25 protein-coding genes are annotated in these 26,452 nt (G+C 61.0%); 18 read left to right on the top strand and 7 right to left on the bottom strand.

The features are described 5' to 3' along the window. Positions 1-3: 3 nt before the first annotated feature. The 6 genes from ACQCSW_RS20405 to ACQCSW_RS20380 are packed head-to-tail and all read right to left on the bottom strand — an operon-like array spanning position 4 to position 6,614. On the bottom strand, positions 4-1,944 hold the full coding sequence (locus ACQCSW_RS20405; protein WP_426990791.1) for a hypothetical protein: 1,941 nt from the start codon (positions 1,942-1,944) through the stop codon (positions 4-6). Next, positions 1,941-4,430, bottom strand: coding sequence for an ATP-binding protein (locus ACQCSW_RS20400; RefSeq protein WP_426990790.1), 2,490 nt, complete (start codon positions 4,428-4,430; stop codon positions 1,941-1,943). Before ACQCSW_RS20400 ends, ACQCSW_RS20405 begins: the two co-directional genes overlap by 4 nt. Positions 4,431-4,439: 9 nt before the next feature. Continuing rightward, entirely contained in the window at positions 4,440-5,027 is a 588-nt protein-coding gene (locus tag ACQCSW_RS20395; protein WP_426990789.1) for a hypothetical protein, read from the bottom strand. Positions 5,028-5,032: 5 nt separating this feature from the next. After that, a complete protein-coding gene (locus ACQCSW_RS20390) occupies positions 5,033-5,371 on the bottom strand; it encodes a hypothetical protein (protein WP_426990788.1) in 339 nt (112 codons plus the stop codon). A gap of 8 nt (positions 5,372-5,379) precedes the next feature. Continuing rightward, positions 5,380-6,390: a conjugal transfer protein gene (locus ACQCSW_RS20385; protein WP_426990787.1), complete on the bottom strand. Its 1,011-nt coding sequence runs from the start codon at positions 6,388-6,390 to the stop codon at positions 5,380-5,382. Further along, a complete protein-coding gene (locus tag ACQCSW_RS20380) occupies positions 6,390-6,614 on the bottom strand; it encodes a hypothetical protein (RefSeq protein ID WP_426990786.1) in 225 nt (74 codons plus the stop codon). The genes ACQCSW_RS20385 and ACQCSW_RS20380 overlap by 1 nt, the downstream gene beginning before the upstream one ends. Before the next feature lie 296 nt (positions 6,615-6,910). On the opposite strand from ACQCSW_RS20380, the gene ACQCSW_RS20375 reads away from it, so the two are divergent. The 17 genes from ACQCSW_RS20375 to ACQCSW_RS20295 all read left to right on the top strand — a co-directional run bounded on the left by ACQCSW_RS20375 (position 6,911) and on the right by ACQCSW_RS20295 (position 21,765). Beyond that, positions 6,911-7,666, top strand: a complete 756-nt coding sequence (locus ACQCSW_RS20375; RefSeq protein WP_426990785.1) for a hypothetical protein — start codon at positions 6,911-6,913, stop codon at positions 7,664-7,666. A 124-nt stretch (positions 7,667-7,790) separates the two neighbouring features. Then, entirely contained in the window at positions 7,791-8,078 is a 288-nt protein-coding gene (locus ACQCSW_RS20370; protein WP_426990784.1) for a hypothetical protein, read from the top strand. Beyond that, positions 8,078-8,509 (top strand): PIN domain-containing protein, encoded by a 432-nt coding sequence (locus ACQCSW_RS20365; RefSeq protein WP_426990783.1) that lies wholly within the window; start codon positions 8,078-8,080, stop codon positions 8,507-8,509. Before ACQCSW_RS20370 ends, ACQCSW_RS20365 begins: the two co-directional genes overlap by 1 nt. Before the next feature lie 488 nt (positions 8,510-8,997). After that, the gene (locus ACQCSW_RS20360; protein ID WP_426990782.1) at positions 8,998-9,891 is read left to right on the top strand and encodes a ParA family protein; all 894 of its coding nucleotides are present in this window, start codon (positions 8,998-9,000) and stop codon (positions 9,889-9,891) included. Between the two features lies 1 nt (position 9,892). After that, positions 9,893-10,546 carry a hypothetical protein gene (locus ACQCSW_RS20355; RefSeq protein ID WP_426990781.1) on the top strand — a complete coding sequence of 218 codons (654 nt, stop codon included), beginning with the start codon at positions 9,893-9,895 and terminating at the stop codon, positions 10,544-10,546. Next, a complete protein-coding gene (locus tag ACQCSW_RS20350) occupies positions 10,543-11,205 on the top strand; it encodes an SAF domain-containing protein (protein ID WP_426990780.1) in 663 nt (220 codons plus the stop codon). Before ACQCSW_RS20355 ends, ACQCSW_RS20350 begins: the two co-directional genes overlap by 4 nt. 2 nt (positions 11,206-11,207) lie before the next feature. Further along, complete coding sequence (locus tag ACQCSW_RS20345) at positions 11,208-12,038, top strand: hypothetical protein (RefSeq protein ID WP_426990779.1); 831 nt, start codon at positions 11,208-11,210, stop codon at positions 12,036-12,038. Further along, complete coding sequence (locus ACQCSW_RS20340; protein ID WP_426990777.1) at positions 12,035-13,555, top strand: CpaF family protein; 1,521 nt, start codon at positions 12,035-12,037, stop codon at positions 13,553-13,555. The genes ACQCSW_RS20345 and ACQCSW_RS20340 overlap by 4 nt, the downstream gene beginning before the upstream one ends. Before the next feature lies 1 nt (position 13,556). After that, positions 13,557-14,429 (top strand): type II secretion system F family protein, encoded by an 873-nt coding sequence (locus ACQCSW_RS20335; RefSeq protein ID WP_426990776.1) that lies wholly within the window; start codon positions 13,557-13,559, stop codon positions 14,427-14,429. After that, a complete protein-coding gene (locus ACQCSW_RS20330) occupies positions 14,426-15,301 on the top strand; it encodes a TadC protein (RefSeq protein WP_426990775.1) in 876 nt (291 codons plus the stop codon). Before ACQCSW_RS20335 ends, ACQCSW_RS20330 begins: the two co-directional genes overlap by 4 nt. Before the next feature lie 72 nt (positions 15,302-15,373). After that, complete coding sequence (locus ACQCSW_RS20325) at positions 15,374-15,604, top strand: hypothetical protein (RefSeq protein ID WP_426990774.1); 231 nt, start codon at positions 15,374-15,376, stop codon at positions 15,602-15,604. Positions 15,605-15,620: 16 nt separating this feature from the next. Then, positions 15,621-16,040: a TadE family protein gene (locus tag ACQCSW_RS20320; protein WP_426990773.1), complete on the top strand. Its 420-nt coding sequence runs from the start codon at positions 15,621-15,623 to the stop codon at positions 16,038-16,040. Continuing rightward, positions 16,037-16,462 (top strand): TadE/TadG family type IV pilus assembly protein, encoded by a 426-nt coding sequence (locus tag ACQCSW_RS20315; RefSeq protein WP_426990772.1) that lies wholly within the window; start codon positions 16,037-16,039, stop codon positions 16,460-16,462. Before ACQCSW_RS20320 ends, ACQCSW_RS20315 begins: the two co-directional genes overlap by 4 nt. 47 nt (positions 16,463-16,509) lie before the next feature. Then, entirely contained in the window at positions 16,510-16,872 is a 363-nt protein-coding gene (locus ACQCSW_RS20310) for a pilus assembly protein TadG-related protein (protein ID WP_426990771.1), read from the top strand. 167 nt (positions 16,873-17,039) lie between these two features. Then, entirely contained in the window at positions 17,040-17,642 is a 603-nt protein-coding gene (locus ACQCSW_RS20305) for a hypothetical protein (protein WP_426990770.1), read from the top strand. A 221-nt stretch (positions 17,643-17,863) separates the two neighbouring features. Next, positions 17,864-18,565 (top strand): hypothetical protein, encoded by a 702-nt coding sequence (locus ACQCSW_RS20300; protein WP_426990769.1) that lies wholly within the window; start codon positions 17,864-17,866, stop codon positions 18,563-18,565. An 89-nt stretch (positions 18,566-18,654) separates the two neighbouring features. Continuing rightward, a complete protein-coding gene (locus ACQCSW_RS20295) occupies positions 18,655-21,765 on the top strand; it encodes a LysM peptidoglycan-binding domain-containing protein (protein WP_426990768.1) in 3,111 nt (1,036 codons plus the stop codon). A gap of 132 nt (positions 21,766-21,897) precedes the next feature. Here ACQCSW_RS20295 and ACQCSW_RS20290 read toward each other — a convergent pair whose 3' ends face one another. Continuing rightward, a complete protein-coding gene (locus tag ACQCSW_RS20290; protein WP_426990767.1) occupies positions 21,898-22,194 on the bottom strand; it encodes a hypothetical protein in 297 nt (98 codons plus the stop codon). Between the two features lie 397 nt (positions 22,195-22,591). On the opposite strand from ACQCSW_RS20290, the gene ACQCSW_RS20285 reads away from it, so the two are divergent. Continuing rightward, positions 22,592-26,353: a hypothetical protein gene (locus tag ACQCSW_RS20285; RefSeq protein WP_426990766.1), complete on the top strand. Its 3,762-nt coding sequence runs from the start codon at positions 22,592-22,594 to the stop codon at positions 26,351-26,353. Positions 26,354-26,452: the final 99 nt, after the last annotated feature.

The raw sequence follows: 26,452 nt of genomic DNA, 5'->3' as shown, positions 1-26,452 counted from the left end.
GGCTCAGCCGTTGGCCCTGCGGGCCGCGGCCCGCTCTTCGTATCTGTTGGCCTGCTGAGTGCCTTTGGCGAGCCGGGCCCTGAGCTTCTCGGCCCGGTCAGAGGGTTGCTGGGCTTCCAGCTTTTCGCGCAGCTGCGATTCTTTGGCTTCCAGCCGGGGGCGGCTGATGTGCCGGCCCTGTGATTGCCGGTTGTCGACGGCATCCAGCTTCGTGTGGATCCGTTCCTTCTTCCGTTCCAGCTGCTCATCGGCCTTGGAGACTTTCTGGCGGAGGCTTTCGTTCCGGGCCGTCCGTCGGGTCGGTTCATGCGTGACCCGCCGCGTTGCTTCCCTGGCTTTTTCCGCGAAGGCCTGTGCCTTGGGTATGACAACGGTTGCGACCTGGACGCCTTTGGCGACCGGGGCCAGGCCCGGGATTTTCGACGCTACGCTCAGCACCTTTTGCAGTTTGGGGCCGCCTGCCGTTTTCACAGCCTTGCTGGCTGCGGTCCCCGCTACACCGGCCCCGGATACTGCTGTGCTGAGACCGCCGCCCTTCGCGTGACTGGACAGAGCATTCGAGGTCTTGATCGATTGCGCCGTCCGGACTGCCTGCTGCGCGCCCTTGATGACCTGGCGGCCGTTGACCGGCTGAGAGGCGCCACTGTTCTTTGCCCCCATAAACGAGGACATCTTGGCCGCCACCTTGTTTCCCCAGGCGAGCAGCCTCTTCCGGAACGAGAAGATCAACACCGCACCGCCGATGTACAGAAACCCCAGCAGGACGAACTTGTTGGGGCCGAGACCATCCAGGGCGTTCATGATCTCGATGACGAACCTCAGGTAGAGAACCAGAACAGCCAGAGCTGCCGCCATCATGGCCAGTGACGCTGCCACGGCCGCGAGATCCTGCCAGAATCCCCCTCGCTCCTCCCCCGGCAGCAAGGCGGCGTATCCGGAAGGTATGAGCTTGATGACCCGCCACCCCAGATACACCACGGTGGCGATCAGTACGAGGCCCAGGACCATCGCCATGATGACCAGAAGCAACATGCTGAGCATCACGCCGCCGAGGACGTTGATCTGCCCGGAGGGATGCTCGATGAAGAATTTCGCCTCAGGATCGCAGGCAGCGACCGCATCCCTGACGCGGTTATCCCCCGAATCCCCGGTTTTGACTTCCTTCATCTTGGTATCGAAAACTGACTCGCATTCGCCCGTGAGCTTCTTCCCAAAGCTGACGTACATCGCCGGTTCCCTCATGAAAATATCGGTCAGCTGCTGATTGAAGGACTTGTCGATGACGTCCTGGGCGGTGAGCCCTGCGGCCGTCTGGTTAGCCCCATCCGTGGCAATGGCCACCGCGACCTGGCCACCACCGTTTATCGACTTTTTGAGCCATCCGTTTTCACCCAGGATGGTCGTGGCCGGGTTCGCCAGGATCCCCGTGAGCAAAGCCGCCACGATCGCAGTCGTGACCAGGTTGATGGACCCATGGGAGTACCTTCCCTTGGCGATCTGCCAGCCGTAGACCAGGGCGCTGAGGGCAAGGGCGAACGGAATCCAGTTCAGTCCACCAAAGAGCGTTTGGATGGTGGTGGCGAAGCCTTCCAAAGGTGAGGTGACAACACTTACCCATTCGAAGGAAAGCAGCCACTTAAAAAACCACATAACGAAGTTCAGGGAGTCGGTCAGAAAAGGCCACAGGATGTCCACGTAGATTCCGATGGCCATTTTCGACAGGTTGTCCATGCCCCCGCGGTCGAACGGAAGTACTTTGTACTTCTCACCCGGCACCCCATGAGAGTCCTGGACACCGCCCAGATGGTTGGCGTCGGGGTTTTGTGGATCCTCCGCGTGGGCTTCCGGCGCCGCCAGGATCAACAGGGCTGCCATCAGGCACAGTGCGGTGATGACCCGAAGTAACATCGGCCTGGCCAGGACATAGGCTGCACCTCTGTTCACGCGGCATCCGCATCGGGCGTGGAGAGGATCGCCTGGTAACGCTCCTCCCGTGCCGGGCGCAGGATCTGCAGCTTGCCGTATCGCTGGGCGGCGTCCCGCATGAGTCCTTCGCCTTCCCTACCGGGCAGGACCTTGTTGTGTTCATCCATCGGTGACAGATCGGTTGTGACCAGCTCGATCAGGTCTTCATCAGTTGAGTCCAGTCCCAGCCAGTCCAGGGCGCGGATGGCAAGGTTGCGGTCAGTGTGCCTCATGACGATGCGCACCGGGATGAGTCCACGGACGACTTCGTTGCCGAAGTCCTCCTGGGCGTCATGGCTGCCCAAGCCGATGGCTGCCTTGTGTTTACGTCCTTCCCTGACGAAGGTCTCGACAACGTAGATACCTTCCGTTGAGAGGGTTATGTGGTGGGCTTCGTCGACGATGAACAAGGACAGCTGGCTCACGTCCCTGAAGCAAAATTCCTTGCCAACGCGGGCCATGAGTGCGTACAGGCTCCGGCCGAAGATCTTCTCCACGGACAGCTGGGCGAACAGGTGGGCGTTACCCAGTTCCGCAGCGCTGGGAAGTTCGGTGCCCCTGGTGCACATGACGATGCCCTTGGCGTCGAGCGGCAGCGGCGGCAGCGTCCCGTCGAAGAGTACTTTTCCGAGTTTTTTTCTGGCGAAAGCATTCATCCGCCTTGCCAGCTCTTTGGCTCCATCAAGCAGGCAGTCAGTGCTGAGGTGTTTGAGGACACCGCCGAGAGATTCGATGCCTTCCTGCAGGAGGTAATCCTTGTCCATGACTTCGGAGAGGATGATCCCCATGTCATCGGTCGGGGCAATGTTCAGCAAGGTGGTGAACACGGTTTCGACCATGGAAGCGCCGGCCAGGGCACCGAAGATCCTCAACGGATCCAAGGAGTACTGGGGGTTAGCGATTTCCAGCGAAACGCAGTCGGTCACCGAAGCCCCGAAGTGGGCCCATTCCATCGTTCCGGATCGGTCGATGACGAAGATGGAGCCGTTTCTGTCGATGACGTCGCCGGCCTGTTTTTTGAGGAAGAAGGATTTTCCCGCGCCAAGCTCGGCGCAAACCCCAAATGAGCCTGACTTGTTTCCGATCATGGATCCCCCGATGTCCAGGAGCACAGGTGTCTGGCGTTCGGTGGAGATGTTCATCGCGACCAGGCTTCCCTTGGTGGCACCAAGCTCTGTTGATGCGAGAGGAATGGCGCCGGCAAGATCCCGTCCCGTTGTCAGCTGCGCATATTCGCGTACCTGTCGGGAGGTGGGGATCCCAACCTGCATCCCCCACCACAGCTCTTCCTGTCCTCCCAGAGGGGCTTCCAGGACCAGCTCCATGGAGGAATAGAACTTGGCCACCTGATCGGCAAGGTCTTTGGCTTCTTGTGCCGTTTGGGCGCCGACAGCAAAGATCGCTGTCATCTGAACTTTGGTTTCCTTGTCAGAACGGTTGAGAGCGGATTGGAAGGCCGAGAGGTCCCGGGCGATCGCGTCCAGTTCTGAGCTGGATCCGGTAATGCCTTCGTCGGTGCGCTGCCAGTACTGATCCGCCAGAGTCGCTTCTGCCTTGGCGTTCTGCCTTTTTGCAATGTCAGCGCCCGTGATTGTCAGCCGGAGCACAAAGTCGACGTCCAGGGGAAGGGAGTCGGCCAGGTACAGCCATTCCGTCCCTGGGAACATCATTCCCCCCTTAGGTGTTGCCGACACCGCCTGCAACACCTGGTAGGACGCCTTATCCGACGAGGCCACCTTGAGGTACCTCCGCTCGAAGGGATTCCTGATCTTGCCCTCTCCCACATCGGTCTGCCCGGCCTCATCCAACCAGGGATTGGGCATAGAGGATCCCGTCTGGATGAGTTCCTCAGTCACATCGCCGCCGAGAGTGGATGCCGGCACCCGTCCGTCGGCACCCAGACCGCGCTGCTGATGGTGAATAGCCATCCAGATGTGTTCTGCCGGCGTTGCCTTTCTAGGCTTGAAGACTGATGGGATGAGCTTCTCGATTTGATCCGCTTTTTGCTGATAAGAAGCGATCACCTGGGCTGAGGGGATAATCTGCGGAAGCGCGAGCATCTCAACGAATTCATGCTGGAAGACGCCTATTGCCTGCTTGATGGATTCTTTTGGACCAACCTGCAGCGGCACCGAAAGCCAGAATGCGCGGGTACCGAGCCGAATGTCTTCAAGAGCATCCAGTGTCTCCAATACCTCATCTGCCCATGAAGGGTTTGCTTTGAGATCAACGCCCTCGATCATCTGCTCCACAACGGAGGCTGGATCCACATCAGCAGTGAGACCGGACAGGAGCGCTTCCCCTTCAAACGCCTGGAACAGGGCCTGGTGGAGAGCCTTGACCGTCTTCTTGATCTTGACGGGGCAATAGCCGTATGGAACCGGCTGGACCCGGAAGGAAGCCCACACCGTGCCTGAACGGGTGAACATCAGATTCTTGCTCATGGCGGTTGCCGGTGTTCGCATTCTGTACTCCTACTTCTGACTGCTTGACTGGGCCATGAGGCGTTCAATGGCGGTCACAGCGCGGTTTTCCCGATTGCTCACAGGTTCGGTGGCGGCTGGAGCTGGTGCCGGCGTCCGGGCAGCCGGCTGTGGAACTGCTTGTAGCTGTGAGGCCGGCGAAGTGCCGGCGGATTCGGAACTGCCCTGCGGTAGATCAACCTGATAGTCGCTGACGCTGGTCGTGCCTGAAACTTGGTGGGGCTTACGAAATCTCAGAGACGCATTGGCGAGCTTGCCGCCGGATGGTGCGCTCCAGGCCCCGAGAGCGCCCGCCGCGATCATGACGGGGTTCCTGTTCTTCGTCCGGATCATCCCGGCCAGGTGGACGGGCACCAGGACAACCGTGACCAAGGTGACGAGGTTTCCGATGAGGCCGAAACTGGCCCACATTCCCCAGGTAAAGAGAGCGAGCATGATCATTGCGGCCCCGGTAATGCCCTGGGCCGCTGTGTAAGGTCCGCCGAAGATCTTGGTGCCGTCCGGGAGACGGCCCATCATCAGCGGATACTTGCTCGTCCTGTAGAACCGGACGATCTCATGCTCTTCGTTCTGACTCATTGCAATCAGACTCCAGAACCAGGACGATCCGGGAGGGACACCACGACGCTCGAGATCGAGGAGGGGGCGCCTACGATGGTCTGGTCAATCTTGGTGGAGAAGATTCCCAGACCGCCGCTGACAAGGAAGATAAGTGCAGCGCCGATGACCGCGGCGATGGCAGTCGCCATAATCGCCTTGGTCTTATAGGCAACTCCCAGCACAATCACGATGGCGGCAATCCATGCCGCGCCATTGAGCGCCCCGTTCGCTTCAGCGATCTGGCCGTTGATCAGGCCCCAGAATCCTTCATCTGATGCGGCGCTAACAGAGGTTTTGACGATAAGAGCTTCGGTGGTGAACATGGTTTTTCCTACTTTCTGGTGGGTGAGGGTGTAGACGTTGGTGCGGTGGCAGCCGGGTCTGGCGGAGTCAGTTCAGTGACCTCCCAGCGGCCGGCCCTGGCCTCAAGGACCAGGGAGTATTCGGCAGTGAGCTGCTGGCCTTCCATTCCGAGGAGCTGCACTGTTGTCAGCGTCCGAATTGAGGCACCGTCTTGCGGTGCCTGGACGGGAGGTGTGGAAGCTCTGAACTGCAGGGGTTTCACGCCGGTGAAGGGGGCCGGGCTGACTGCGGTGATCGCAGTCCCGGGGGCCAGGTACCGGGTAATGTCACCGGTCCCGGCCAAGTAGGCCTGAAGGAAGCTGGTAATCGACTGGGCAAGAGGATCCGCAGCCGCCACGTTCTGGCTGTAGCCACTTGATACTTCGGGACGGAGCAGCGGCGACGTCACGACCAGGGGCAGTCCCACTGGTTTGATGCCTTCCAGCGTGACCCGTAGACGCACCTGGAAGTAACGCTGCGGCCAGGTCGAAACAACCTGCCCGTCCTTCGCCTTGGAGTCCTCCCGAACCTCAGCGGCAATCTGGACCTGAACGACTCCGTCCGATGACTTCTGGCCGATCGAAGCCACCGCAAGGTTCCGGTACTCGAATCCCTTCTCCGGCAGCGAGATCCCACCGATATCCGTGTAGGAGTCCAAACCTGCGGAGTTGTTTCTGGTGGCAGTGAGCCATGCAGCAATGTACGCCTGAGCCATCGACCCGGCGCTCTGGTCAACCGCCGATGCCGTCTGCGTAGCTTTCACCGGCTTCGCCTGGGCTGTCGGAGTAAACCCACCGGTCATGGCCACCAGAATCAGGGGCCAAATCACCAGGGCCGCCCAGCAACCCAGGGCGATGGCCTTGGTGGACAACGCCTGGCCCTTCGTCCACGGATTGGTTTCCGGCCGCTTCCCCGAGGTCAGCTTCAGACCCCAGCGCTTGGGTTTCGCCTCCGCCGGCGACCGGCTGACCGGCGCCTTGCCCTTGTTCTGGATCCTCATCAGGCCGCGCCCCTCTTCAACCGATGCGCTGCCTTGTTGCCGGATCGGAGCCGGGGTGAAGTCAGGTACTTCCGCAGCCGCTGCTGTGCCATGGCATCAAACGGCTGGCTGTGCACCTCGGCAAGCCGCTTGGTCAACTCGCCATGGACGGCAAAAGAGGTCGCAACGTCCGTAAGATCCGCTGCGTCTTCGTCCTCTGCGAAACTGCTCAATTCAGTAGTCATGGTCGGCCCTTCGTCTCCTGGTTGGGGTGTGCTTACCAACAAGAGGGGCCCGCATAAGGCCAAACCGGACAGCTGCAGCGAACTTTTCTTTTTCCTTCACACCCGGGCGTCCGGATCCCCGTGTTTACACCGAATTCCAGCCACAGCAAGGGCCCTCACCGGACAAATTCCGGCCGGTGACATTGCCCCACCAAATGAATCAGCAAGCAGTCCAGCAAGGGGCAGTTTCCTTCTCTGGTCCTAGAGAACCGCGCACGCGAGAGGCGCGACATCCGGACCTACGAAGGAGACACCCAATGCCTACCGCCGTATTCACCCAGCTCCCCTGGCACCCCAGCGTCGACTCCGTCGAAGCGACCTTCGCGGAGTACGCACCCCGGTCCCCCAAAGGCGCCTACCCGGCTCTTGGCAACGTCCCCCTCGAGGAACTGCGGAAGTACTGGTGGGAGCCGATCAGCGGAGAAAAGCGTGACGAAATCATTCATGAGTTCCTGACGGCAGCGCAGGCCGGTGATGCGCTCGCCCAGCTGGCGCTGATCAAGCTCCTGGTGCCGAAAGCCATCAAAGTGGTTGCCAGCTCACGCCAGCTGCGTCTCTACTCCATGGACGATGCAATGGGCACCTACATCACCGCACTGTGGGAAGCGATTCTCACCCACCCGCTGGCCCGCAGGAAGTCCCTCATCTTCTCCCTCGCCATGGAAGCCCTGGGCATCGTCAACGGTCACGTCAAGAGCAGCCGGCGGCCCGTCGAATGCCCCCTGGAAGATTGGCACGATGCAGCCGCCGAACAGCAGCTGCAAAGCGCATCAAACCGCACAGAGGAAGACCTGGCCGAAGTTCTCGCCTGGTCACTGTCGGCAGGAGTGCTGACACGCGACGAAGTAGTTCTGCTCACCCGGTACTACCTGGCCGGAGACATCCCCAACTCAAGGCAGGACCTCATGGAAGACCACGCTCTCAGCGCAGAAGCCCTGAGGAAAAAGGCGTCGCGGATCCGCAGCAAACTTGTCGAAGCCGTCCGGACAGAAATCACCGAAGCAGGCTGGTAAGCCACCGACTCCCCCACCACCAAAGACTGGCGTCACCGAGCCTCACCGCACGCCAGATCTGCCACCCGTTCCGGTAGACGTACTACGGTAGTACACTGGGGTGTATCAGAACGGAGGCCCTCGCGTGAGGATCAAGAAGAGCATTACGAGTCGGGAATTTAACCACTCCTCCAGCGAGATTCTTCGCCAGGTGCGGGAAGGCGACGTAATCCCCGTGACCTACGGCCGGGACGGCGCCGTTGTGGCCTACATCGTTCCGGCATCCACCTTGAGGAACCACGAAGCGGTAGAAGAGATTCACCGCGCAGTCACTTCCCCCCGTTCAGCTGCCCGGGATGTGGTCATGGGATCCACAATCAAAATCGACTCCACACACACGCTGGATGAGATGCGTGAAGGAGAACGCTACTAATGCCGCTCACCAGCGCTGGATGCTACATCGACACCTCTTCCCTTATCCGCCTCCTCACCCCACAGCACCCCTCCCGTCAGCCCCTCCTGGATTATCTGGACCAGGGCTCGCTTTGGGACCAGTTGTGCACCAGCAAACTGACACACCTGGAGACCACTCGGGTAGCCATCAGGGATGGCAATAAGGCACTGGCCAAAGATGTGGGCAGTTTTCTTAACGAGATCACGGTCATGCCCATCACGGATGATGTCCTCGAACGCGCCATGGAGATCCCTTTCCACATCAAGTCCCTTGACGCCATCCATGTTGCTTCCGCAGCAGCTGCGTCTGTGATCCTGACATCGGACAAGAACATGACGAGCGTCCTGCACCAACTCCAGCAGGATCCGAACTCGTCCGCCAGGTACCCCTTCCGTGCGGTCATCGGATAGACCCCCTGCCGTTCCACCGAGGCACCACTCCAACCACCACACGCTTGGGGGGCTTCTGGTTAACCCTTGACGGCGCTGGGCACGGCCTTACTCTCACCCCTCTACGCATGAGCAATGTGTAGTCACCATGTTGTGCATGCATAGACAAGATGCATTCACCATGCGTGCACCATGCAGTCATTTCGCCTTCAAGATGTGTTGTGTATTCGTCACCAACTCATTGGAGTTATCAAGTCGGCATTTCGAGAATGCATGTTCTCTGTATTCACCACACATTAGATATGCACTGCTTATGTCCTAGATAGTCCTTGTCCATATGCCCACTACATACTGCCCATATTGGCCATATACCTTGCCTATACTTGCACAATATCTAGCAAGGGGGTAGCGTGCGCGTTATGGACTCGACAACCAACTCTCTGATACCTCCTGCCAATACCGCACCTGCATCGATCCTTACTGAGGATGACTTGTTCAGGTTGCGGCGCGTGATCGTTATAACCAACGGCAAGGGGGGAGTGGGTAAGACGTCCGTTACGACGAATATCGGCACCCTGCTCGCTCAAGCCGATTACAAGGTCCTCATCGTCGATCTGGACTCCCAGGGCAACGTGGCCAACAACTTGGGCTTCGATGAAACTGACAAGGACGACGGGGGAGCGGCTCTCCACTCCGCAGCCATCTACGGGAAGGCCCCGGAGCCAATCCGAGGGATCCGTGCCAATCTGGACGTCTTGCCCGGAGGCACATTCACCGATCAGCTTATGGACGCTGTCCACGGCGATTCCCTTCGCGGCGGGAAGCTCAAAGGATGCGTCGCACGCGCCATCGCTAAGATCGCCCCGGAATACGACATCATCCTCATCGACACGCCCCCCTCGTCAGCCGGGTACGTCTACGTCGAAGAGGCGATGCTCGCCTCCCGATGGATCCTTGCCCCCCTGCGGCCGGAACCCAAGTCCATCAAGGGCCTGGAGAGCCTCGCAGACCGCATCTCCCGGGTCCAGTCCGTAAACCCCTACATCCAGCTGCTGGGCGTCATCCTCTTCGGCGTCCCCACAGGCGCGACACGGGTTGAGAAGCGCCCCCGCGACATCCTGGGCGAGAGGCTCGCCGGCATCGCCCCTACCTTCAGCGCAAAGATTCGGAACGTTGTCGCAGCCGATGCCGATGCCTCATTCCGCGGGGAAGCTGCGCACGAGCTCGCAGCAGAAGTCGCCAACCAGGGGCCCTTCTGGGAACGGCTGCGCAACGGAAAGTCATCCGGGCCCACACTCGCCGGATCTGCCGGATCCCTCGCAGAGGACTACATGTCTCTCGCGACCGAAATCGTCGACCACATGAAGAGCCAGGAAGAAGCACTTGAAGCAGGAGCAAACTGACATGGAGTCAAAGAAGAGCCTCAGCGCACTGGGCGGCCTCAAGCGCACAGCAGTACCTCCCTCAGCCAACCCTGCCGGAAGCGACCAGTCGGCAGCCACTGAGCCCCAGCCCCAGCCGTTGCCAGCCGCACTCGTGCCGGCCGCTGCTCCCGCCTCGCAGCCCGCTATGCAGGCAATCGCACCGCAACTCAATCCCGCGGTCCAGCCCGCCCATTCCAGCCCGGCGGGGGAGCAGGAAAAGGCGTCCTCAGAGGACCGCGGCGCCGCGGTTCCGGGCAACCTCACCATCCGAGGATCCAAGGTCCTGATCCAGGCGCTGGAGGCTCACAAGGAACGGACAAAGCTCTCGTTCCCCAACGTTCTCTTCAACGCCATCGATGCCACCATTGACGTTCTCCCCGGGCTCCTGGAGAGCAAACGTGTGGCCGTCCCTAAGGCGAACCTCTTCGGGCGCCCACAAACGGTGCAAGTAATCGAGGAAGACGCCTCCGAGAAACACAGCAAGGCCATGCGGATCGGCGGCCAGCACATGGATGTACTGAACCATCTCGCCAATGAGTACGCCGGCGGAAACCGCAACAGGCTGATCGTTACGGCGTTAAGCGAGTACCTCAAGGACGAAATCGAACAGATAACGAAGGGCCAGTCAAAATGAGCGCGGCAACAGCGGCCGTTCAGGACACCGAGAAGCCTCGAAAGGCCCGCTCCCTGGCATCTCCTGTCCAGTCCAAGCCCCGGCTGCCCATCATCGGAGCTGCCATCGCACTCATCATTGTGATGGCGCTCCTCTTCGTCTGGATCCTGCAGTCCCAGGGACGCAGCGAGACCGTCTTCGCAGTAAAGGGGGACATCGCCCGCGGCCACATATTCGAGGTGGACGATCTCACCGCCGTTCAAATCCCAGAAGGCGAACCGATCCCGCACTTCCTGACCACTCAGCAGGGTGACGTCATCGGCAAAACAGCCGTCGTAGATATCCCCGCAGGATCACTCGTTGTCCCTAAGGCCATCAGCTCAGGCGCCGGGCTTCCGGACGACCAGTCACTGGTTGGAATGTCACTGAACAATTCCCAGCTGCCGCCCTACCCGCTGACTAACGGCGACAAAGTCCGCATCGTCAGCACCCCGGCCAACCAGGCTGAGGTCCCCAGGGAAACACCCCAGGCTGTCAGCGCCTCCGTCGTCTCCACCGAAAAGGACACCGTTTCCGGGCAAACCCTGGTCGCTGTGATGGTCCCTAAAGCAGACGCCCCGATCCTTGCAGCCAAAGCCGCCACCGGACGCGTTGCCCTGATCCTGGACGGGGATAAGTAGCGATGGCCACCACGCTCATGTTCAGCGTCTGCGGATCCCCGGGCATCACCACCGCGGCCGTCGCAGCAACTCGACGCTGGTACCGAAACTCGATCCTCCTGGAAGCCGATACCTCACGGGCCTCGGCTGTCCTGTCCGGTTACCTCAAGGGAACGGTCACTGGAAAAAAGAGCCTCATCAACCTCGCTGTTGCCGCGGCCCAGGCCGGCCACATTGACTACAACGACATGTGGGCCCAGCTGCACCCTCTGGACAGCGACAACGTCCAGGACGCCCAGCAGTGGGTACTGCCCGGGCTCATGGACCCCAAAAGTGCGCCCTCGCTCGATCACCTCTGGGGCGATATTATCTCCGGAGCAGATACATTCGAATCCGCCGGAACCGATGTCATCATCGACGCCGGGCGCTGGAATGTCGGGGACGTCCGATCTGCGCTGATGCGCTCAGCTGACGCCGTCGTACTTGTCGCCCGTCCCACCATGCCCGACGCCTTCGCTGTCCGCTCCCGCCTTGAAGATATCCGGGCAACCTTGGGGGAGATCGGCCACAGCGATCACCTGTCGATCCTCACCGTGGAAAAGCCCGGCACCGAATACCCTCCGACTAAAGTCGCTTCCAGTCTCGGCCTGAGGCTCATCGGCTCGCTCCCCTGGGATGACAAGTGCGCGTCAGTATTCAGCGACGGCGCACACATCACCAACAGCGGCAGGTTCGAGAAAAGGCCCTATATCAAGGCCGTCGACTCTCTGGTAGAGACACTGCATCAGGACCTTGACCGTCGAAGGAGCCTGCTGAACGAGGCCCTGGACAACGAAGTGGAGGAGCTCTCGTGACCACCAGTCCGGAAAACCTCGACATTTTCAAAGACCTTCCGCTTGCCGACTCGACCGCGCCGGCCCACCCTGCAGCCGGACATCTTGCAGCTGCAGCACGCCGGGACACCGGCCGCCGCCGGATTGCCGCAGTTCCTGACCAAGGCACCCCAGCCCGGCCTGTTGAGGCAGAGCCTCAGGAAGCTCCCCGGCCCAGGGCAGCGGAATCGGCAGACCTCGAACCTGCCAGCGACTGGACCCTCATCGAAAGACTCGCTGTCGAGATCTCCGAGATCCGACAGACACGGGACGAAACCCCGGAGAACAAGGACGAAATCGGCCGGGCCATCATCGCCGGTGTCCTCGCTTCCCTGGATGAGTCACGCGTCCGTGATGGAATCCCGCGCCTCACCCAAAGCCAGCACCAGGCGCTGCAGGTCGTCCTGTTCAACCAGGCATACCGAATGGGCGCGGTGCAACCGTTGCTGGATGATCCCACGATCGAGAACATCCATATCAATGGTTTCGACCGGGTCATCGTTCGCCGCTCCAACGGCTCCGATGAATGGCATCCGGCCATAGCGTCCAGCGACGAAGCTCTTATCGAAATGATCCAGACCTGGTGTGAGGAACGGGGGGAGGGCGCACGGGAGTTTAATGCCCAGAATCCCAGGCTCTCCATGATGCTGCCCTCCGGGGACCGTCTCCAGGCTGCGCACCCGCCGATCGCACCCCGTCCGACTCTCACCATCCGTTGCCACCGCATCAAAAAGATCACCCTGGACGATCTTGTGACCCAGTACGGAATGCTCTCCCAGGCCGCGGCCGACTTCCTCTCAGCCTGCGTCAAAGCCAAGATGTCCATCGTCGTGTCCGGCCACCCAGGCGCCGGCAAGACGACATTCGTCCGCGCTTTGTGCGCCAGCATGGGTCCATGGGAACCGGTCATCACCATCGAAACCGAGCGGGAGCTGCACCTCAGCGAAGACCAGCACTACAACCTCAAGTCCCTGGAAGCACGTCCGGGCCAGGGCGAGCGGGATCCGCGAACCGGGGAAAGCATCGGTGGGGTTTCGCTGCGTGAACTGGTCGCAGACTCTCTTCGCTTCGACGCCCAACGCATCATCGTTGGAGAACTCCGCGACGACGAGACGGAAGCGGTGTTCGGCGTCTTCGCCGGCGCGGCAGGATCCATGACCACCATCCACGCGAAGACCGCCAAAGACGCCATCGCCAAGCTGGCCGACCTGCAGCAGAAGCGGATCGGCACGTCCCCGGCTTTCGCCTACCGACAGATCCAGGACCATATCCAGATCATCGTCCAGCTCTCCCGATTCTCCGGACCAGGCCAAAAGCGCCACGTCACGGAAATCGCTGAAGTACAGCCCGGCGGCGACGGGGAAGCGCCCATCGCCAGCCTGATCTTCAAATCCCGCACCCGTGGCGGGGACGCAGTATTCCAGGAACTGCCTCGCGATGACATGCTCTGGGAGCTGGAACAGCATGGATACGACGTCGAACAGTTGAGGGCCGGCTGAGATGAACACCATCCTGGCCATACTCTGCGCCCTTGGCATCGGCTTCGGCATCCTGTGGATCATCCTCGAATTCACCAGGACACCGGGGCAATCCCGGCCAACCAGCAACCGGCTCTCGCCATGGGCCCGCCTGCGGCAACGCCTCGGTCCAGGACAGGCTCTGGCCCTGGTCCTGGGGATCGCCGGCGGACTGCTGCTTTTTGCCCGCACCGGCTGGCTCGTCACACTCGTTGCCGTGCCGGCTGCAGCGCTGCTCCTCCCGCCGCTGTTCAGCACCTCAAAACAGATCAAGGAAATTGCCCAGCTCGAAGCTCTCGAATCCTGGGCCAGGTCCCTGTCCGGGCTCCTGGGGACAGGATCGACCACCCTGACCGGAGCAGTTGTCAGCAGCCTGCCCAATGCGCCTGAAGCCATCCGGCCACAGCTGAACAACCTCGTTGTCAGGCTCAATTCCCGCTGGTCCCACAAGAGGGCCTTCAAAGCCCTCGCAAACGAGCTGAATGACCCCACCGCCGACCTGCTGGCCGCACACCTGATCCTTGCTTCCAAGATCAAAGTTTCGGGCCTCCAGGACGCCCTGGACGACCTCGCCCAAACCATCTTTGAAGAGATCAGGCAGCGCCGGGAGATCGACGCCGCCCGGGAAACGAACAGGACCACGGCCAAGTGGGTGACCATCTTCACCGTAGGGGCCATGGTAGCTGCGGCTACTTTCCTCGCGGACTTCTTCTCCGTCTACCAAACACCCATCGGCCAGGGCATCCTCACCCTCATCATCGGCGCCTACGCCGTTGCCCTGAAATGGATGCACTCACTGACCAAACCGGATCTGCCGCCGCGGATCCTCGTTGACTCGGAAGGAGCCCGGGCATGATCTGGACAACCCTCATTATCGGAGGCACCGTCGGCCTCGCCCTGGTTTGGATAGTCGCTGAACTCTCCCCCCGCCACCCCAAACTTTCCGCTGCGCTGGAGAACCTGGGAACAGTCGAGGTCGACACCAGCAAAGCTGATTTCCGGGCTCAACTCGGACGCCTCATGCAACGTGGAGTCCTTTCCAAATTCGGCGTCAACAAAAAAGACCTGGCCCTCGTTGGGGCAACCTCCGAACAGCACTCAGCCAACCAGGCCCTTATGGGAATCATGGGCCTGGTGATACCGCCGGCATTTGGCACCGTGTTCGTCCTGATCCTGGGGCTGCCGGCACCCATCCTCATTTTCTCCCTGCCCGTAAGCCTGGGCCTAGCCGTACTGCTCATGTGGGCAACAAACCTCACCATCACCCAGAAAGCGGCCGAAGCGCGCCAGGAATTCGCCAGGGCAGTGGCAACCTACATCGAACTCGTAGCGGCCGAACGCAAACGTGCCACGGCGGCCACCATCGCCCTGGAACATGCAGCCGACGTCGCAGACTCCTGGGTGTTCGTCCGGATCCGCCAGGAACTCCAGCTCGCCCGATACAAAGGCCAGCGGCCCTGGGATGCGCTGAAGCAGTTCTCCAAGGAAATCGGTGTCCCCGAGCTATCAGACCTGGCCGACATCATGCGCCTGGCCGGAGCCGAAGGCGCCAGCGTCTACGAACCGCTGCGCGCGCGCGGAAAAGGCCTGCGGGTCCAGCTTCTCAACGAAGCCCGTTCCAGGGCCAACGCAGACTCGGAACGCATCACCATGCCAATGGCCCTGATGGGCCTGATCTTCATCGCACTCATCGCCACCCCACCACTGTTTAAACTAATCACTAGTTGAATGTCCGGAATCGGCCATTCACGGCACCTCTTGTTGGTGTACGGGGGTAACCATCAAACAAAGGAAAGACAAATGAACCAGGCTCTTCTCCGCGTAGCTGCAACGCTCCACATCGCTGGAGTCAACTTCAAATCAGCGGTTCACAACCGGCGACTGTTGCTCAAAGACGATCCCAAAGAACGTGGATCCCTCACCCTGGAACAGATCATCTGGACCGTCGGAATCGCCCTCGTCGCCGCCGTCGTGCTCGCCATCGTAGTAGCGGCGATTAACTCCAAAGCGGCGGAACTCCCCGGCGGCTAAGCCCGGGAGACCAGTCATGGCCACCACTTCAAACACTCAGCTCCGCCACCGCTTACCAGGTGACGGGGCTGAACGTGGTTCCGTCAGTCTGCAGGGCGTCATTCTCTACCCCGTGTTCATACTGCTGATATTCGGAATCCTGCAGACCGCGTTCTGGATGCACGCCCAAAACATAGCCCAGAGCGCAGCATCAGCAGGATACGCAGGGGCGAAAGCCTTCAATTCATCCTCAGATGCCGGGCAAAGCGGCGCCTACAACGTGCTCTCCGGAACCACTGACACCCTGCGAAACCAAAACGTCCAGGTGGCCCGCTCCGCAACAAGCGTCACCGTCATCGTCACCGGGACAGGTCCATCCATCGTTCCCGGATGGGGGGGACCTGCCGTCAAAGCAACGGTCAGCGGCCCCCTCGAACGGTGGGTCGACGCACCATGAAGCAGACCCAAGACAAAGAACGGGGATCCCTGACCCTCGAAACAGTCATCCTCGCCGGCGGCGCAATACTCCTCATCGGACTACTTATAGCCGGCGTCCGGATCTCGTGGGCAAACAACGCCGTCCAGTCAGCTGCATCCTCAGCAGCCCGGGACGGATCTCTTGCCCGAAGCGCAGACCTCGCTCAAGCCAGGGCAAACGAAGCGGCCAGCGTCTCGATGGCCCAAAGCGGTGCGACCTGCAGCGGACAAAACGTATCCCTGGACACCAGCCGATTCCTGGCACCCCTGGGACAGACCGGGATCGTTACGGCCAACGTCAGCTGCAACGTCCCACTTTCCAATCTCCTTCCCGGGCTGCCCGGCTCCATCTCAGTCAATAAAAGCGCCAGCTCGCCCGTCGACCCGTACAGGCAGAGGTAGCCGTGAAGGCCAGCAGGACTGCAGAGCAAGAGCGCGGATCCGCGACGATGTTTTTCGTCGTTCTTTTCCTCGGGCTCATGATCGCCATCGGCCTCGTGGTTGATGGCGGTGCAAAAACCACGGCACAACAAGAAACAAGATCCGTGGCGGAAGCAGCCGCACGCGCAGGCGCCAGTGCCGTCACCGGATCAACAGTCACCGGCGGGTCCCCGATTGTTAATCCCCAAGCAGCCCAGGCAGCAGCGCAAAGCTACATCACCGCCGCCGGCCTCACCGGAAGCGCCAGCACTTCAGGGACCACCGTCACAGTGAACGTCTCCAAGACAACTCCAACGGTTTTCCTTGGACTGATCGGGATCTCAAGCCTCACCAGCCAAGCGACCGCCAGCGCCGAAATCCTCAAACGATGAAGGAGAACCATGCCACTCAAACCCTTGATATGGGCAACGGCATTAGCCGCCCTGGCCGCCGTCTCACTCGCCATCACCATCACCATGCTTTCCACCCTTCACTCGCTCCCATAAAGGGCGAGGAACACACACTGGCCCAAACGCCGCAGAGGAAAAGGACCCAATCCATGAAGCCCACCAAGATTGTCATCGGATCGATCGCCCTCGCCGGCGCACTCGTTCTAAGCGCATGCCAGGGTGGTGCAACTCCAGGGACAACAACCACACCAACTGCCAGCGAAACCGCTACGGCCACACCAACACCCACCGCCACCGACGTGAGCGCCCCCACCACCGAGGGACAGGCTCTCAAAGACGGGCTGGGCGCGGTACAGAAGTATGAAACCGCGATGGAGGAAGCTGCCAACGCAAAGAGCCTTGATACGACTCAGGTGAAGGCCGTGTCAACTGGTCCGGCACTCAAGTTTGCTGAAGACTTCGTGGCCGCCTCTTCGAAGTCAGCCACGAAGTACACCGGGCTTAGCACCGTGACTCTGAAGGAAGGTTACGCAAGCAATCTGACGGCAGGGGATCAAAGCCTCGAATTTGGCTTCACTGACATGTCGGTCTGCGTTGACTCGTCACAAGTCAAAGGAACGCGGCCAGATGGTTCCGCTGCCCCGACATCTGAAGCCCCGCGTGCGTTGTACCAGTTCACTGCCGAGTACAACCCCACGAGCAAGTTGTGGATGGTCACGAAGGTTACCCAAGACGCGGTGATCCCATGCTAAAAAAGGCCTCTTTGCTGCTGCTTGCTTCTGTGCTGGCTTTGTCCGTCGGCGTACCGGCAGCTCAGGCAGTCCAGCCGATGAGTGGCGGCTGCGCCAACAATCGCTGTGACGTTGATGTGGACGTTCCAGGCGCGTCTCCTGGCCCGGGCGGTTCCAAGCCTGGTGGAGTTGATGTTGTTCTCCAGCCTGGGCCGACGGAGTGCAAGCAAGGCGATAAGGAAGTGGACTGCACCAGCGATAAGGGTTCGTGGTCCAACGCCGACGAATGCTACTGGCGCCTGGCTGATCCTCAGAAGGCACCTCCCGGGGGGAAGACGGCTGGCGACGGCGCTTGGTACGAATGCACGCGTCCGCTGGGTGGCCAACTTGGTCTGGCCGCCATCTCGTCGACGCGCTGGCTGGACCAGCCGCCTCCTGGCGTTGTTGCCATCACTCCTGCCCAGGCTGCAGCCCAACTGCTGCGTCAGTTCGTGTTCCAGGGCGTACCGATCGGCATTGCACCGGAAGCCAAGGCCGGATCAAAGGGTTCCGTGGGTCTGCCTGTCTGGATGTGGGTTTCCGCCCCGTCCCAGCAAACCTATGGGCCCTGGGCGCAGAGCGCCACCATCGGCGGCGTGGCAATCACCGGGACCGCCCACGTCACCAGCATCGACTGGAACATGGGAGACGGCACCGTCATTTCCTGCGCCAACGCCGGAACCGCGTACCAGGAAGGTTTCGGGCTGAGTCCCTCACCCACCTGCGGCCACATGTACACACGGATGTCCAAGGATCAGCCGGGCGGTAAATACACCGTCACGGCCACCAGTAACTGGACATTCGACTGGACGGCCGGCGGACAGACCGGAACAGCCACAACAACTGTCCAGAACTCCACGCAGATCGAGATCGGCGAAATGCAGACGGTCATCGTAAACCGCTAAGCCCGGGTGCGGGCCACGAAAGTTAATTGACAGAGTGGTCCGTTACCGCCTAAGTTTTATATAAGTCAGATCAAGTAAAGGTTGAGGTCATGAAGAAGTTCATCTCCGGAATCGCGGCACTGGCAGGTCTCGCAATCCTCCTGGTAGGTATTCCAACGGCACTCGTGGCACTCGCCGGAAACCCCATCCCGTCCTGGGAAACCCTTGTCCAGGGGTTGACCCAGCCGGACTGGACGGGGTCCTTCCTGACAGGCCATGTGCTGCCCGTGATTGCCTGGGTGGCGTGGCTGACCTTCGCCATCGGCATCGTAAGCGTCATTCCCTCTGCCATCCGCGGGATCGATCCTCCCCGGATCAGGGGCCTGGCCGTGCAACAGGGTGCCGGCCGCGTCCTCATTGGCGCTGTCCTGGTCATGTTCGTGGGTCTCGGCAGCGCGACAGCCGCCACCGCGGCCACACCCCATGACATGCCAACCGCCAACGAAACCAGCGTCTCTGCAGCACAGACACCAACACCGACGACGTCGGTAGCCCCTCTTCAGACATCTGCCCCGGCAGTGCAGGAGACCACCTCCAACCCTTCGGTGCCAGTAAAGAACGGTGATTCGCTCTGGTCGCTGGCAGAGGCACACCTGGGCGATGGAAACCGCTTCGCTGAGATCGCCCAGCTCAACTACGGGGTACCGCAGCAGGACGGCGGCTCCCTGAGCGAAAACCACTTCGTCAACGCCGGATGGACTCTCCAGCTGCCGGCAGACGCGACAATCGGCGCTGACAAAGAAATCACCGTCCAGGCAGGGGACACTCTCGAAACTCTGGCGGCCGCCGAATATGGAGATCCCTCCAAAGCCCCCGTAATCTTCGCCGCATCACAAAGCATCACCCAGCCCGATGGAACCCAGATCGGCAACACCGGGCAGGTACTTCCCGGCTACCGCCTGATCGCTCCCGATACAACACCTGCAGCCATCGCACCCGCCTCCAGTTCGCCTGCCCTCACAACCCCTGCAGCTGAGCCCGAGGTCGCTCCTCCGCTGGACTCGTCAGCTCCCCAAGCCGAAGTCAGCCCCGCTGCTGAGGCCCCCGCCGAAGCTGCTGCCCCGGACACCGCACCGGCTGCATCGGAACAGATAACCGAAGCAGCTCCTGCCCCGGCCGCGCCAGTAGAAGACATCGAAACAGCAGCCGACACCGGTGAAGAGTCCGCCCGCGATGCGTTCCCCGTCTCAACACTGTGGGGCGCCGGCGGCATTCTTGCTGCAGGTTTCCTGACCCTGATTGGCGCCCGGCGTGCCACCCAGAACCGCAGCCGCCGTGTAGGTCAGCGAATTGCCGTCCCGGCCCAAGACATTGCCGTTACCGAGCTGGAGCTTCGGGCAGCTGAAGATCCCGCCGGCGTCGACGACATCGATCGCATCCTGCACCACCTGGCCGATTGGGCATACGAAACCAACCAGGAACTGCCCAAACTGTTTGCCGTCCGACTTTCCCCTGGAACAGTCGAGCTTTACCTCGACCAGGCGGCGCAACTGCCGGAACCGTTCGAAGCCGTTTCTGACGATAACTGCGCATGGTCCATTGACCCCCGCCGCGTGACGGCCTTCGAGCCGCAGACCTCCGCCCCTTACCCGGCGCTGGTCACCCTGGGGCAGGATTCCGCCGAGGGTCACATCCTCGTTGACCTGGAACAAATCGGCGCACTGAACCTTGCCGGGGATCCTGAAATGACGGAGGGTGCACTCACTGCCATTGCCATTGAACTGGCTTGCTCCAAGTGGTCTGAGGAGCTGCGGGTCAGCGTTGTAGGTTTCGCTTCCGAACTCCCTTCCGCCTTCAACACCGGCCGGGTACGGCACATCAAAAACATCCAGGAACTCGTCAGCGATCTGGAGGCCCGGGCAAAAACTGACTCTCTTCTGCTGGAGGAGCTGGACCTCAATTCCTCCCACGATGCCCGGATCTCCTCAAAGAGCCAGGATCCGTGGCCGCCGGAGATCATCCTCCTGGCGCAGCTGCCTGACGAAGAAACAACCGCTCGGCTGGCCGCCCTGATCCAGAACGTACCACGCGTGGGAATTGCCGCGATCACCCAAGGGCATCTGGCAGGGGAGTGGTCACTGGACATCGGCAAGGACCGCATGGCCAAGCTGTTGCCAGCCGGTATCGAACTTCAGGCTCAGGTTGTGGCCGGAGCTAACTACACCAACATCCTCTCCGTGCTGCGCTCCACCATCGGAGAACCACAGCCGGCACCGCACGTCGTTCCGGAGGTCAAGGTTGCCGCCGTCGTTGCCACGCCCGCGATCGCGGAACCGGAAACATCACCTGAACCTTCCCCGGTAATCGTGCCCGACAGCCCTGCCAGCTTGATCGACATCGACAGGCGGAAGAACCGGCCGGCGCCGGCGTCCGAGGAAATTCGTATCGAACTTCCCGACGCTCCTTTCGTGCGGGTCCTGGGAAACGTCCGGCTCGAAAACGCCCACGGCGTACACCCGGCAACCGTCAAGGGCGCCAGCGTTGCCCGCGCAACGGAAGTCATCGCCTTCCTGGCACTTCACCGGAACCAGTCCACCGAGGAGTATGACCAATCCATCCACCCGAACAACGTCATGACGGCCAACAAGCGCAACCCGCTGATCACCCGGGCACGTAAATGGCTGGACTCCACCGGCGACGGGCAGGATTACCTGGTCAAGTTCGACGTCGCCAAGTCCTATACCCTCCTGGACACCGTCCGGACCGACTGGGACGTGTTCCAGGAGCTGGTGGGCCCAGATCCCCTGGAGGCATCCGACGCACGCTTGGAAGCCGCCCTGGAGCTTGTCACAGGCCAGCCCTTCCAGGGCGTCCGTTCCGGACGCGGCGCCTGGGGATGGGCCGAGCTGGACCAGCAGGAAATGATCGCCGCCATCAGCGACGTCGCCTACGAAGTTGCCGAACGGGCAAAGGAAACCGGCAACCCTGCACTCATGCTCAAAGCGGCGCTGCGGGGAACCATGGTCAACCCCTCCTCAGAGATCCACAAGAGGCACAAGCTTCTCGCCTACGCCATGAACGAGGACCAGGAAGGTTTCAACCGCACCGTCCAGCAGATCTTCGACCAGTGCGAAGCCATGGAGGAAGAAGCACCCGAACAGGAAACCCTGGACCTGATCAACCAGCTCGAACTCCGCTTCGAAAAACTCAAAGCCAGCTAGCCACCTAGTACATGGGACATAAGAATCCCCGTGTTTCCTCCCGCCAAAGCGGAGTGGAAGCACGGGGATTCTTGTTTGCCGTATAGGTGATGGGGGGAGCGCGGGAAAGGATCGACTCGTTTCGAGCCGTGCTCAGCGAAGATCCCGCGGCCGCCCAAACAGAGAATCTCTCAGCTCCTGCCACACTCCCGCAGCCAGGCCATGGCCGGTCTCCAGTTCAGCCGCCAGGAATGTCAGCAGGTCCTGCACACCGATGATGGGCAACGCAGTCAGGAACTGGCGGCGGTGCAGCGCAGACACAAAGGTCCTCAAATACAGACCGGCCCAGATCAGCGCATTTTCCCCCTTGAGGATCCTGCCCAGGGGGCGACCAAGGGCTTTCTGAAGTGCCAGGTCAACGTCTTTCTCTTCACATTGAGCCTCTGCCACGTCAGCGGCCGAAACCTGAGCAGCCGACATAACGAGGTCAGCGAACAGATCCGACGCGACAGAGACATACTCCGGACGATGAACAGTCCTTTGCGGCGGCTGGAATGACCTGCCTCGAACCGGAACTGGCTTGATGGACGCGATACTCATGGTTCCCCCCTCTGCGTTGACCGGCGCGTTCAGCACCTAGAAACAAGAGGGGACATGATCGGGCGAAACCGGACAGCGTGAACCGTCAGTTTTTCAAACACCTGACAGCGTCACGGGTCTTGACCTGCGGGGCCGCGGGTCCTCCTGCCACCGTTGGCAGCGACGGGCGAGAGACTGCCCGCTTCCCGTTCGCCGTGACCGGGTGTTCGGCCTGGTCGCGGCCGTGATCACCCATAGGATTCTTTGCATGGAGGAAACTAATCTGCAGGCAAGGCGTGATCCCCCCGGAACGGAACCTCCTGCCCGTCCCGAAACGGCGGACGGTTCTGGAGAGGGTGACGCCGCTGCTGCGCAGGAAGAGCAGACCCTGGTTGGGCTGATTCCTTTGGTCCCGTTGCTTCTCGAGGACCAGCACAGCGTTTATGTGCGGCATCTGAAGAACGCGCTTACGGGGCCCGACCGCGATCTCTACCGCAACATCGCCCTGACCGGAAGCTACGGTTCTGGTAAGAGCAGTGTCCTGCAGTCCCTCGACGGGCCGAAGGTCCTCAACCTGTCGCTGTCGACGCTGGGCGATGAGCCCCCGGCGGGTCAGAACGGGGCGTCTCCGGTTTCGAAGACCAACAGGATTCAGAAGGAACTCGTCAAGCAGTTGCTCTACCGTGAGGACCCTTCGGATGTCCCGGACTCCAGGTACCGGAGAATCGGGTCCTTCAAATGGGTTCGGGAAGCTGGTTTGGCCGGGTTTGTCGCGGCTGGCTTGGTGCTGCTTGGGTATCTCACGCGCTTCACGGATCGTCTGGTGAACTTCGCGGGCAGCAACCCGGTCGGACGGGTTGGCATGCACGTGGCATTGTTCGTCTTCCTGGCTCTGGTGGTCTTCTCGGCACGGAGGATTTTCCATAACAGGTTTTGGATCGAGAAGTTCGTCGCGGGCCCGGCAACCGTCACCTTGGCGAATTCCGGCAGCTACTTTGATGAGTACCTGGACGAAATCGTGTACTTCTTCGAGGCGACAGACTACGACGTCGTGGTGTTTGAGGACATCGACAGGTTCGAGGACCCACACATCTTCGAGACGCTGCGCGAGTTGAACACCCTGCTGAACAACTCCAAGCAGCTGCGCCAAAAGATCCGTTTTGTTTATGCCATCAAGGACAGCATTTTCGAACAGCTTGGCGCAATGGAGCAGGACACACCGCCGGCCGGGCCTCTCCAGGACACCGACACTTCCCATACCGTCGACCAGTCCCCTGACGTTGCCCGGGCTGAGCTTGAACGGGCCAACCGGACGAAGTTCTTCGACCTGGTCATTCCTGTCGTGCCGTTCATCACCCACCGCAGCGCACGTGACCACATGACAGAGGTCCTGATGGCGTCAGACCTGGATATGGACCGGCGCCTCGTCACCCTGGTTGCTAGACACACGGCTGACATGAGGCTGATCAAGAACATCCGTAACGAGTACGTGGTCTTCCGCGAACAGCTTCTCCTGGCTGAAGGGCGCTTGCCGGGTTTGAAGCCGGAGGCAGTGTTCTCAATGGTCGTCTACAAGAACATTCACCTGTCCGACTTCGAGGAGATCCGCACGGGCACCAGCCAGCTGGACAAGCTCTACGGGTACAGCCGGGATCTGGTCACCGAGAACGTCAGGGTGCTCGATGAGGAAACCCTCAGGCTCGAACGGAGGCTCAGCCACCTCGACGCCGCAGCGGAGGTGGCCAAAACCTTGGGTGAGCGCCTGGATCAGTACATCCGCCGCGTCCTGCGTCACTCAGGCATCGGTACCCCGAGCGGGTTCCAGGTAAAGAAGGGCGCGGACACGCTCAAACCGGAGGATCTGAGGACCACTGGCTTCTGGGAGTCCTTTACGGCACAGCAGCAGCTGCTGGTCCCCATCAACACGCATGAACGCAAGGTATTCACCTATGAGGACGTGATGGAGGAGCTGGGTGCGGACTTCTCACCCGAACGCTGGGAGAAGCACGAGCGTGCCAAGATGAACGCCAGGCTGGCCGCGATCCGCAAGACGAGGGCCATACTGCTGGGGGCCGACATGGCAGATCTGATGGACAGACCGGAAACCCTGGCGGTCGATGGGCAGGCCCTGACGTTCGCGGAGCTCGCGGCCGGGAACCTGGGGTCACCGTTGGCGCGTGAGCTCGTCGCCGCCGGGTACATCGACCGGAACTTCTCCCTGTACGCTGCCCAGTTCCTCGGGGTGTACATCAGCCTCCAGGCGATGAACTTCCTCCTGCACAACGTCCAGCCGAACCGGATGGACGTCAACTTCAGGTTCTCATCGCCGAAGGACATCGAAGCGGTTCTGGACGAGGCCGGTGAATCGGTCCTCCACGACCGAAGCATCTACAACATCGCGATCATGGATTACCTGCTGTCCGGCGATGATCCTCGCTGTGAACATGCGGTCCGGAAACTCTCCGCTCCGGGAACCGACGAGCAGATGTTCCTGAACGCCTACCTTGCCCGGGGGAACCAGCGTGAAGCCCTCTACCGACGAATGGCCAAGTATTCAGCCAGCATCTTCGACACTATCGCCAACGGCGACAGCATCCCGGATGACCTGCGCGTGCCCCTGTTCAGCGCCGCCATGTCAGGCTCCCGGCCCGATCTCTACTACACGGTGGGCGAGACGCTAGCGGCCTTCGTTGAGGACAACTATGAAGCCATGAACGTCCTGACCGTCAGGCAGGACGAACCGGAACGGGCCGCCGCGGCCATCACGGTCCTGTCACTGCTGGAAGTGCAGCTGAGTTCATTGGTCCCACTGAGCCCTGAGATTCAACGCGCGGCCGTGGCCGGCGGCCTCTACGACCTCACAGTAGGAAACCTCACCACCGCTCTCGGCGGTCAGGAGGACCTCTCCCTGGACGCCATCAAAGACAAGGACCCCAACGTCTACGGCTACGTCCTGGACAAAGCAGAACGGTATGTTCCCCTTGTCACCAACCAGCCTGCGGCCTCGCCTACAGTTGGGTCCCCGTCCCGGTTCATCGAAATCCTCCAGGACGTCGCGGAAAGCAACCGCCCCGCGGTGTCTCTGGTCGCCAGGCACGCCTCACCTAGCTGTGTTGTCCAGAACATCGCGGAGATCGACAGCGGCCTCTGGCCGGTCCTGGCACGGGAGAACAGGTTCCCACCGACTTTCGCCAATCTCGATGCCTACGTGGAGGGGAACGGCGGCATCATTGACGAAGCCCTCGCCGTCGTTCTGCGGGCTGCTGGCAACGTCCAGGGCCACGAGGAGGTGGAGGACGAGCAGAAGGCGAACCTCGCCGTTCTCATCCTTAACGCGGGTGCAGTGCTGCCGGAGCCGGACTTGCGGGTCCGGCTGGCTGACAGCCTGGCGCTCACGAAGTACCTCAACGTCACCCGTATCACCGCCGAGCCAGGAAAGTTCATTGGCCTCCTGATCGGCGAAAAGATCATCACGGACACGGAGGTGTCGTTCGAACCCGCCATCGGGCTGGATTGGCCTACCCGGGAGTTCGCGATCGGACAGTCCACTGCTTTCCCGGAGTACCTGGCGCCCCGGCACGTGCCGTCCGAAGATCTCCGACTGCTGCTAACCAGCAAAACCGTTCCTGCGGAGGTGAAGACCGCGGTGGTCAAGAGGCTCGCCGAATTCGGTCCAGGAGCCTCCCGGTCGGCCCTTTCAGAGGCAGCCAGCTACGCGAGGACGACGGGGATCACCTTGGATGAAGCAGCGTTCCGTGTCCTGGCTGAAGGAAAGGCAGACCCTGCGACCGTTGTGGCCTTGCTCGAACCCTGCCTTGAAACATTTGGCTATGACGCCGTCAAAGAAATCGTGGTGTTGATGGGACGGCCGTATTCGAGTCTTGACCTCCGTGCCGGCCAACATGTGGTGCTCCCCAGGAACCAGGAGCATCTGGCCCTCGCAAGGTTCTTCGAAGCCCACGGGCACGCAGCATCAGACAACTGGGACAAGGAAAAGCCTGAACTGAGGGTCTACATGAAGAGAAACTGACTGGCACAGGACCGCCTGGGACCCCCAGGCCGTCAGCCATCGGATTTCGTTTTGTGAGAAAGCGCCCAGTTTTGAACTGCGCGGAGGGCTCCACCCGCC

It is taken from the genome of Pseudarthrobacter sp. Y6, assembly GCF_050156205.1.
In the GTDB taxonomy this organism is placed as follows: Bacteria; Actinomycetota; Actinomycetes; order Actinomycetales; family Micrococcaceae; genus Arthrobacter.
This window is presented reverse-complemented; position numbering and strand designations above follow the sequence as displayed.

Coding starts and splice junctions, on each gene's coding strand:
- ACQCSW_RS20400 (WP_426990790.1), bottom strand. CDS start 4,430: ATGCGAACACCGGCAACCGCCATGAGCAAGAATCTGATGTTCACCCGT.
- ACQCSW_RS20395 (WP_426990789.1), bottom strand. CDS start 5,027: ATGAGTCAGAACGAAGAGCATGAGATCGTCCGGTTCTACAGGACGAGC.
- ACQCSW_RS20390 (WP_426990788.1), bottom strand. CDS start 5,371: ATGTTCACCACCGAAGCTCTTATCGTCAAAACCTCTGTTAGCGCCGCA.
- ACQCSW_RS20385 (WP_426990787.1), bottom strand. CDS start 6,390: ATGAGGATCCAGAACAAGGGCAAGGCGCCGGTCAGCCGGTCGCCGGCG.
- ACQCSW_RS20380 (WP_426990786.1), bottom strand. CDS start 6,614: ATGACTACTGAATTGAGCAGTTTCGCAGAGGACGAAGACGCAGCGGAT.
- ACQCSW_RS20375 (WP_426990785.1), top strand. CDS start 6,911: ATGCCTACCGCCGTATTCACCCAGCTCCCCTGGCACCCCAGCGTCGAC.
- ACQCSW_RS20365 (WP_426990783.1), top strand. CDS start 8,078: ATGCCGCTCACCAGCGCTGGATGCTACATCGACACCTCTTCCCTTATC.
- ACQCSW_RS20355 (WP_426990781.1), top strand. CDS start 9,893: ATGGAGTCAAAGAAGAGCCTCAGCGCACTGGGCGGCCTCAAGCGCACA.
- ACQCSW_RS20350 (WP_426990780.1), top strand. CDS start 10,543: ATGAGCGCGGCAACAGCGGCCGTTCAGGACACCGAGAAGCCTCGAAAG.
- ACQCSW_RS20345 (WP_426990779.1), top strand. CDS start 11,208: ATGGCCACCACGCTCATGTTCAGCGTCTGCGGATCCCCGGGCATCACC.
- ACQCSW_RS20335 (WP_426990776.1), top strand. CDS start 13,557: ATGAACACCATCCTGGCCATACTCTGCGCCCTTGGCATCGGCTTCGGC.
- ACQCSW_RS20330 (WP_426990775.1), top strand. CDS start 14,426: ATGATCTGGACAACCCTCATTATCGGAGGCACCGTCGGCCTCGCCCTG.
- ACQCSW_RS20325 (WP_426990774.1), top strand. CDS start 15,374: ATGAACCAGGCTCTTCTCCGCGTAGCTGCAACGCTCCACATCGCTGGA.
- ACQCSW_RS20320 (WP_426990773.1), top strand. CDS start 15,621: ATGGCCACCACTTCAAACACTCAGCTCCGCCACCGCTTACCAGGTGAC.
- ACQCSW_RS20315 (WP_426990772.1), top strand. CDS start 16,037: ATGAAGCAGACCCAAGACAAAGAACGGGGATCCCTGACCCTCGAAACA.
- ACQCSW_RS20310 (WP_426990771.1), top strand. CDS start 16,510: ATGTTTTTCGTCGTTCTTTTCCTCGGGCTCATGATCGCCATCGGCCTC.
- ACQCSW_RS20305 (WP_426990770.1), top strand. CDS start 17,040: ATGAAGCCCACCAAGATTGTCATCGGATCGATCGCCCTCGCCGGCGCA.
- ACQCSW_RS20295 (WP_426990768.1), top strand. CDS start 18,655: ATGAAGAAGTTCATCTCCGGAATCGCGGCACTGGCAGGTCTCGCAATC.
- ACQCSW_RS20285 (WP_426990766.1), top strand. CDS start 22,592: ATGGAGGAAACTAATCTGCAGGCAAGGCGTGATCCCCCCGGAACGGAA.